Below are 7,960 nucleotides of genomic sequence, written 5' to 3'. Positions count from 1 at the left end.
GTCCGGGCGCGGCGGGTACGGTCCGCTTCCCGGTCGAGGAGCAGCCGGGCCCGCTCCGGGAGATCGTTGCGCCGTTTGCGGAAGACCAGGTAGGCGACACCGATAGCAGTTGCAGCCACCGAGCCGACTATCCAGGGGTTCCACATCCCCTGCCAGCCCTCCTTCATCCACGCGGTGCTGATCATCCGGAAGACCAGGAACGACGCGACCAGCCCGGCGCTCTGCAGCCAGTGTTTTGTGGTTTCATGCAGGTTTTCGTTGGCGGCTCCGCCCGATGGGTTGAGCTCGGAGGCCCGGGTGAAGATGTCGATGGCCTCCCGCCTGCGTCCCCGCTGCCGGGCGACCGCCAGGCCGAGGTTGTTGATGGCTTCGTAGTGGTCGGGGTCCAGCTCCAGGGCGCGCCGAAGGAACTCCTCCGCCTGCTTGAACTTCCGCCGCTTCAGTGCGACCAGGCCCATGAGGTTGCGCACCTCGGCCGACTCCTCCGCGAGGCTCAGGTCGAGCATCGCCTCGTCGTATCGCTTCGCGGCAATCAGGGCGCGGACGCGCTGAAGGATCGGGTCTGGGTTCTCCCCTTTGGTCATGGTTTTTTCTATCGGCAGGATTTCTGTCGTCTTAAGTACTCAAACCGGGGTTTGTTGGTGCAAAAGGAGCCTCCAGCCCGCTTTTCGGCGGTCTGTTGACCAGCGCGGCGTATGCGGGGGTGCCCTTCCGCTCGCCTCCACGATCAGGTACGCCGGAAGAAGGATTTGGCGTATTGCCTGGGCGGCCAGCGCGAATCCCACGATCGGTTGAATGTACCCAACGGTCCATCCGGGAAACGACCTGGGGTCACTGCAGAATTCCCTCAGTAGACGAGAACCGGGGTTCCAATCGGCAGCCTCCCCCACAGGTAGTCCATTGCGGCCATGCTTACCCTCACGCAACCGTGGGAGGCCGGGTGTGCCGGCACGTTGGGGTATCCGTGAATGGCGATCCCATCCTGATGAAAGTACTTCGGCCGGTAGAGCCTTCCCAGGTTGGACTCTCGCCATCCGTCGATCTGCCGGTAGATGGTCCAGCTCCCGTTGGGCGTGTCGGCAAGGTACTCGCGGCCCTCGTAGGTGTACGGCCTTTCTGTCCCCGTAGAGGTGTTGAATATGTGCTGGACCGCGCCGTTGTCCACCACCAGCAACACCTGCCGCGACTCGTTCACCTCGGCAACCTGACCCGGACCTCTGCTGGAGGTCGGGGGTGCGGAAGGGGCGGCCAGGGCTGCCCGCACCGCCGAATCCACCCTCGAAGTGCGCGGAAGGCCGTTGACCTTCTGGAATGCGGTGACGGCCTGCTGGGTCAACGTGCCGAATATGCCGTCGATCGGCCCCACCCAGTACCGGAGTGCATGCAATCGGGACTGGAGTTGTCTCACCTCGGCTCCGGTGTCACCTCTGCTCAAAACGCCGTCGGCCGGGCCGGCGTTCCCTCTCATTGCGGCCCTCGTCTGGGGACCTACCACGCCGTCCACATCGATGCCGGCGCTCCGCTGGAACTCCCTGGTGGCCTCGGCGGTCAGCGGACCGTAGATGCCGTCCACGGAAAGGTCCTCGTCCCGCACGCCGTTCAGCTTTTGTTGCCACTCCGCCACGTCGGGCCCCCTCGACCACAACAGCAGAAGGGACTGGGCGCGGGCCGGTTGCACGAAAAGCGCCGGAAGAATTACCGACACGACCACGACGATCGTCCAGGCCGCCGCCCGATTCGACTTCGTCAAAGGTCTGAAGGCAGTTCAAGGCGGTTTACCGTCTCGTCCAGCACCTTTTGCTCGGACTCGTAGTCATCGTCAGGTCCCACGTCGTGCGCAACCAGAGACAACGTTCGATCCCGCCCGAACACCACGAACCAGCGGGTGCTCCGCATCCCCTCGGGGGCAAGGGGGTTGGGTTCTGACCGGCTCTCGATGCGGACGGCATCGTGCCCGTCCACTACGGTCTCGCGGCGGTCCACCACCTCGCCCGAGGTGGCGTCCGGCTCAACCACGGCGGCAAAGTCCACGTCTTCAATGCTGAGAAGGATCGCGGAGTCGAAGGACTCCCGGCCCTCGTTTTGAAGAGGCTCCGGGTCGAAGGCACTGCAAGGCGGCAGGCTCCCCGCCGCGTTGGTGTTCCAGTCCGCGGGATAGGAAACCACGACTCCTTCGGGATGCCGGCACGACCTCCATTCGGCCGCGCCGGCGGAGGCCGATGGAGCAGGGCTCAGGGGAGAGGCGGAGCCCTTTGTCTCAGGCGCCCCGGACGTCTCCTCTTCCACCGGCGAGCAGGCAGCGAGAAGTGCCACGCCGGCGACGACTATCGGCAGCAGGATTCGCCTCATTGAATTGTGAACGACCAGGAGTAGCTGTCCAGGGCCTTAAGTTGCTCCCCGGGACCGGGCAGTCTCACCCGCTCTACCTTCGCCGTGTGAGGGCCCGGCTCAAGCGGCACGAAGTCCCTGGCCTGCTCGAAGTCGTACACCAGGAGTCCCGGACCTCCGACTGTGTCCTCGCGCCCGAACTCGGCGTAGGCGGTGACGTCAGTGCCGTCGATGAAAAGCCGGACGTTTTCGCCGTCGGTCAGAACTTCATGCTTTACCTCGACTCGACGAAATGTGGCACTCTCCGCATTCGGTCGAGGTTCCACGCTAACGATCCACGAGGGAATCGGCGGAGCGGAGGGAACGGTCAGCTCGTCTCCGTCTCCGCAGCCGGCGAGCAAGACTCCCAGTGCCGCCATCAGGACGAATAGCCGGTTGACTCCTTGTCTCAGGAAGATCAAACGACGTAGGTGGATCTGCTGTAGTGGATGAAGAGTTTTTCGTCGTAATCCGGCTCTATCGGCGTCAGGCCGTCCCACTCGGGCGCTTCCTTGATGTCGCCGGCGGTCAGGGATACCCCCACCCTGCGGTTGCCCCAATCCACCTGCTGGATCCATAACGGGGATAGGAGCACCTTCTTGCCGAACCACAAAGGGGCGGTGTCCACCACCATGTAGCGCACTTCCCACGTGATGTCGTCGACGATGAAGTCCTCCACATGCCCCAGCTCTTCATCGCTTGCGCTGATCCGGTACCCGGAGACCTCCTTTGCACTGCGCAAGTGAGTGTCTTCGGCGTGCTTTCCTTTGGCGTCCCCGGGCGGGTCATCTAAGTCCTGCGAGTATGTCCCGCTGATTCCCGGACCAAAACCGTAGTAGTTCCACCCGTAGTAGGAGTGCAGGTCGATCTCCTGCTGCTTCGAAACCGGCTTTGCCTCGTCGACCCTGGGGCTCTGCTCGATCTGTTTGGTGGTGAGATTCATGTGAATGTGAGAGTTCGCATCCGGTGCTCCGGTCATTGCCAGAGGTGACAGAAGGATGCGCCGGCCGGAGAGCCAGCTTCCGGTATTCGCGACCAGATATCGCACCTTCCACTCGAAGTCATCGAAATAGAGATCGTCAAGAGGGCCGATCTCGCCGTCAATGGCCTGGAGATGGGTGCTGCGAAGCTCCTTAGCGCTTTGTAGCATGAGCGCTCCTTTCTGCCGTGGGCCTACATCGCTTCCTTTCCCGGAATGCGCAGGGAACTTCGGAAGGTTGTAGGCCAGGCAACAGTTTCGGAGCGGGGGGCCCTACCTGGCGGCCTCCAGCGCGTAAGCGACGGCCTGCCTCAACGTCATCGCACGGCCTTCTTTCTGCGCTTCGTCGAAGCGGGCCTCTCCCAGCCTCGCTTTGACGGCGTCGACCGTTCGTTCGTACAGCGGCCTCGACGGCGTCAGGTAGTTGTACTCCGCCACCGCTGCCTCTTCCCTCAGGTGCAGGGAGGCCCCTATCAACCTCGCCGACATCTCCGCCTCTCCCCGGTGGCCCAGGACTATCGCCCAGCCCTCCAGGTAGTAGGCCAGGTTCGTCTGGTCCTGGACCTCTCCGGCCAGCGCCAGGCCCTCGGCCAGCAGCGGGCCGGCCTTCTCGAAGTCCTCCCGGCTCAAAGCAACCTGCGCCAGGTTGTAGAGGGCGAAGTACGTGCTCACGTTGTCGCCCAGCTCCCTAGCCAGCACCAGCGCTTCGCTCATCGACGCCTCGGCACCGTCCAGGTCGCCCTTGATCAGGGCCACCGTTCCGATGTGGGTCCGTATGCCCGACACCATCAGCTTGTCGCCGGCCATGAGGAACATCGGCAGAGCCTCCTCGAAGCTCGCCTGTGCGGTCTCCAGGTCCGGCTCGTTCAGGGAGGCCAGCCCCAGCGTGTGCAGGCCGAACGCCAGGCGGGGGTAGTCCTGCAGCTGTCTGGCCAGGGCGATGCACTCCTTCATGTACTCGATCGACCGGCGGTGATCGCCCTGAACCAGCGCCATCGCTCCGGCGATGCCGACGATGATGCACCTGTCTGGGTCGTCCAACTCCTTCTCGAGGAAGGCCTCCATCGCCTTCCGGCCCTCTTCTTGATGGCCGTGCAGCCACCAGAACATCCACAGCCCCCAGCCGAGCTTTGCGCCGATGTCGGCCCGACCGGCCCCCAGCGCCCACGCCATGGCCGCCCGCAGGTTGTCGTTCTCGTCGTCCAGGCGGGACAGCCACTCCAGCTGCTGGGGCCCCTGCAGCAGCGGCTGGGCGGTCGTCGCCAGCTCGGCGAAATGCGCGGCGTGCGACTCCCGGATCTGCGCTGCGGCCGGGCTTCGGTCGATCAGCTCGTTGGCGAACTGGCGCACCGGCTCCAGCGTCCAGTAGCGGGTCCCGCTGCCCTTGAACTCGGCTTTGAGGAGCGACTGCTCGACCAGATGCTCCAGCTCATCGACCAGGTCGCTGCCGGAGAGTGCCTCGGCCGCCTCCAGGGTGAACCCGCCGGCGAAGACGCCCAGCTTGTAGAACAGCGACTGCTCCCGGTGGTCGAGCAGGTCGTAGCTCCACTTGATGGTGTTCCGCAGCGTCTGCTGGCGGGCCGGGAGGTCCCGGGCTCCGCCGGTGAGCAGGGCCAGGCTGTTGTCCAGCCGGTTGGCCAGGTCCTGCGGGTCGAGCAGGCGGATGCGGGCGGCCGCGAGCTCGATGGCCAGCGGCAGGCCGTCCAGCTTGCGGCAGATCTGCGCCACCGCGCGGCCGTTCTCGTCGGTGAGCTGGAAGTCGGGCTGGACCAGGCGAGCCCTCTGGACGAACAGCTCCACCGCCTCCGAGTCGGCAAGGGCCTCGGCAGTGACGTCCTCGGCCAGAGGGATGGTCATCGACGGGACCGGGTACTCCTGCTCCGACGCCAGCCTCAGCGCCGCCCGGCTGGTGACCAGGATCTTCAGGTCCGTCGTGGCATCCAGCAGCTCGGCGACGTAGCCGGCGGCCGGAAGAAGGTGCTCGAAGTTGTCGAGGTAGAGCAACATCTGCTTGCCGGCCAGGTGGTCTTTGACCGTGTCGCCGATGGGAGTCAGCCCCTGCTGCCGCAGCCCCAGCGCCTGGGCGATGTTCGCCGGCACCAGGTTCGGGTCGGCCAGGCCGGCCAGGAAGACTACGAACACCCCGTCGTCGAAGTGCTCCCGCAGCTCTGCGGCGGTCTCCAGGGCCAGCCGGGTCTTGCCGGTCCCGCCCGGGCCGGTGAGGGTCACCAGGCGGTTGATCTTGACCATCTGCTTGATGTCGCCGAGTTCCTTGTAGCGGGGGATGAACGTGCTGGGAGGCGTGGTCAGATTGGTCGGCCGGGACTGCATCGACCGGGGCGGGGGGAAGTCGGCCCTAAGGCCGGGTGCGCCCACCTGGTAGAGGTGCTCCGGGTTCTCCAGGTCCTTCAGCCGGTGCTCGCCGACGTCCAGGAAGTAGGCCGTCTCGCCGGAGGCCGACTCGGCCAGCAGGCGGGTGGGGTCGGTGACCAGGATCTGGCCCCCGTGCGCTGCCGACGCCACCCGGGCGGCCCGGTGGACGTCGATCCCCCGGTAGTCGCCTCCGACAACCCGCGCCTCCCCGGTGTGGATTCCGATGCGGACCGAGAGGTCGGGGGCCTTTTCGGACAGGGCTCGTTGAGCGGCGACCGCGCCGTCGACCGCCCGGCGGGCGGTCGGGAAGACAACGAACAGCGAGTCGCCCTCGGTCGGCATGGCGATTCCGCCGCCGTCCGACAGGTTCTCGGAGACCAGCTCGTAGGCGCCGGACATGGTTTCGTCGAACGCTGCACCCATCTTCTGGCGCAGGTCGGCCGGCGCCTCGACCCCGGCGAAGACGAAGGTCAGCGTGCCGGTGGGTAGGTCGCTCACCGGATCACCTTTCCCCTCAGCCGCTGCAGGCCGTCGTACGCGGCGTACTTGTACGCCTCGCTGAAGGTCGGGACGTTGTAGGTCGACAGGACGAAGTGGTCGATGGGAAGCCTCTGCTGCACCGCGATCTGGCCGTGGGCGATGAGCTCGGCGGCGATGTCGCCCAGGATGTGGACGCCCAGCAGCACCCGGTCCTGTTTGCGGAAGACCAGCTTGACCAGCCCGTCGGTGGCGCCGGCGATGTTGGCCCGGGTGTTGCGCTTGAACCAGCCCCGGCCGACCTCGTAGTCGATGCCCTGCTCGGCTGCCGCCTCCTCGGTCAGGCCGACCATGGCGACCTCGGGGATGGAGTAGACGCCAAACGGAGCTACCTCGGCCACGACGTTCTCGAACGGCGTGTCCAGCGCGTGGTAGGCCGCCACCCGGCCCTGCTCCATCGAGACCGAGGCCAGTGCCGGCGGCCCGATGATGTCGCCTGCGGCGTAGATCCCCTCGGCGGTGGTCTGGAAGTTCTCGTCGACCAGGATGCGGTTGCGCTTGTCGACCTCGATACCGACCTCGGCCAGGTTCAGGCACTCGCTGTTGCCGGCCCGTCCCGCGGCCATAAGCACCTGGGCCGGCCGGATCACCGCGCCGTCGCCCAGTTCGACCCGCAGGCCCTCGTGGTCCCTGCCGACCTTCGCGTGCCCGGCGTTCAGGTGCACGGTCATCCCCAAGGCCCGAAACGCCTCGGCCACCAGCCCCGACATCTCACGGTCCAGGAAGGGGAGCAGCCGGTCGGCGCCGTCCACCAGGCATACCTCTGCACCCAGCGCGGTGAAGATCGACGCGTACTCGCAGCCCACTGCGCCGCCGCCTACGACGACTGTGGACCGCACCGGGCGGTCGACCTTGACGATCTCCTCCGAGTCGTAGATATCCGGGTCCTCGAACGCGATGCCCGGGGGGTGGTAGGGGCGGGAGCCGGTGGCAATTAGGATGCGCCCTGCCTCCAGGGTGCGCTCAGAGCCGTCAGGGCAGGCGACGACAACCTTGCGGCCGGGGGCCAGCCGGGCTTCGCCGTGGATGAGTGCGATGCCGTGGCGCTCGATGTTGTCCCTGACCGCGGCCGCCATGGTGGCGATGACCTCCTCAGTGCGGCTGCGGAGACGCTCGACAGTGGCCCCCGCGTCGAGCTCCAGGTGGACCCCGTAGACGTCGCGGCGGCGAAAGCCGGTCAGGTAGAGGGCGGTTTCACGAAGGGTTTTGGTCGGGACGCCGGCGTTGGCAACTACCACGCCGCCCGGGATCTCGTTGCGTTCGACGATGGCGACCCGCTTGTCGAAGTAGGCAGCCAAAGCTGCCGCCTTCTCACCGGCGGGGCCCGAGCCGATTACTACGAAGTCGAAAGATTCAGACATTCGGCTACCCAGAATAACGCTGGGGGTCGATATCGGCCGCATCCAGGTCCTTTTTCGCCGGTCCGTGGAACACCTTGCCGTCGTACCGGTACCTGGAGCCGTGGCACGGGCAGTCCCACGACTGGTCTCCGTCGTTCCAGTCGACCGTGCACCCCATGTGCTGGCAGCGGGGCGACAGGAAGTGGCGGGTCCCGTTCTCCTCGACGTACACCGCAGTCTTCTTGCCCTCCAGCGTCACCAGCCCGCCGTGGCCGGGAGAGATGTCCTCCAGCGTGCGGTCGGTGGTCTTGGCGATGAGAACGTCCCGGGCCGCCTTGTGGGCCAGCTCGACGGGGACCGAGGA

General features: G+C 66.1%; 8 protein-coding genes. All 8 read right to left on the bottom strand.

The genetic code is table 11. The features are described 5' to 3' along the window. On the bottom strand, nucleotides 1-584 hold a 584-nt coding region (locus VFV09_01450; protein ID HEU4866368.1), incomplete at its 3' end, for a tetratricopeptide repeat protein. Between the two features lie 263 nt (nucleotides 585-847). Next, on the bottom strand, nucleotides 848-1,750 hold the full coding sequence (locus VFV09_01445) for a peptidoglycan-binding protein (GenBank protein HEU4866367.1): 903 nt from the start codon (nucleotides 1,748-1,750) through the stop codon (nucleotides 848-850). Continuing rightward, a complete protein-coding gene (locus tag VFV09_01440; GenBank protein ID HEU4866366.1) occupies nucleotides 1,747-2,349 on the bottom strand; it encodes a hypothetical protein in 603 nt (200 codons plus the stop codon). The genes VFV09_01445 and VFV09_01440 overlap by 4 nt, the downstream gene beginning before the upstream one ends. Next, the gene (locus VFV09_01435) at nucleotides 2,346-2,747 is read right to left on the bottom strand and encodes a hypothetical protein (GenBank protein HEU4866365.1); all 402 of its coding nucleotides are present in this window, start codon (nucleotides 2,745-2,747) and stop codon (nucleotides 2,346-2,348) included. The genes VFV09_01440 and VFV09_01435 overlap by 4 nt, the downstream gene beginning before the upstream one ends. Nucleotides 2,748-2,785: 38 nt before the next feature. Next, nucleotides 2,786-3,517 (bottom strand): PRC-barrel domain-containing protein, encoded by a 732-nt coding sequence (locus VFV09_01430; protein HEU4866364.1) that lies wholly within the window; start codon nucleotides 3,515-3,517, stop codon nucleotides 2,786-2,788. A 102-nt stretch (nucleotides 3,518-3,619) separates the two neighbouring features. Beyond that, nucleotides 3,620-6,217, bottom strand: coding sequence for an AAA family ATPase (locus tag VFV09_01425; GenBank protein HEU4866363.1), 2,598 nt, complete (start codon nucleotides 6,215-6,217; stop codon nucleotides 3,620-3,622). Beyond that, entirely contained in the window at nucleotides 6,214-7,617 is a 1,404-nt protein-coding gene (sthA, locus tag VFV09_01420; GenBank protein ID HEU4866362.1) for a Si-specific NAD(P)(+) transhydrogenase, read from the bottom strand. The genes VFV09_01425 and sthA overlap by 4 nt, the downstream gene beginning before the upstream one ends. 4 nt (nucleotides 7,618-7,621) lie before the next feature. Further along, nucleotides 7,622-7,960: Rieske 2Fe-2S domain-containing protein (locus VFV09_01415; GenBank protein ID HEU4866361.1), on the bottom strand; the 339-nt coding region annotated here is incomplete at its 5' end.

It is taken from the genome of Actinomycetota bacterium (assembly GCA_035759705.1).
In the GTDB taxonomy this organism is placed as follows: Bacteria; Actinomycetota; CADDZG01; order JAHWKV01; family JAHWKV01; genus JAJCYE01.
This window is presented reverse-complemented; position numbering and strand designations above follow the sequence as displayed.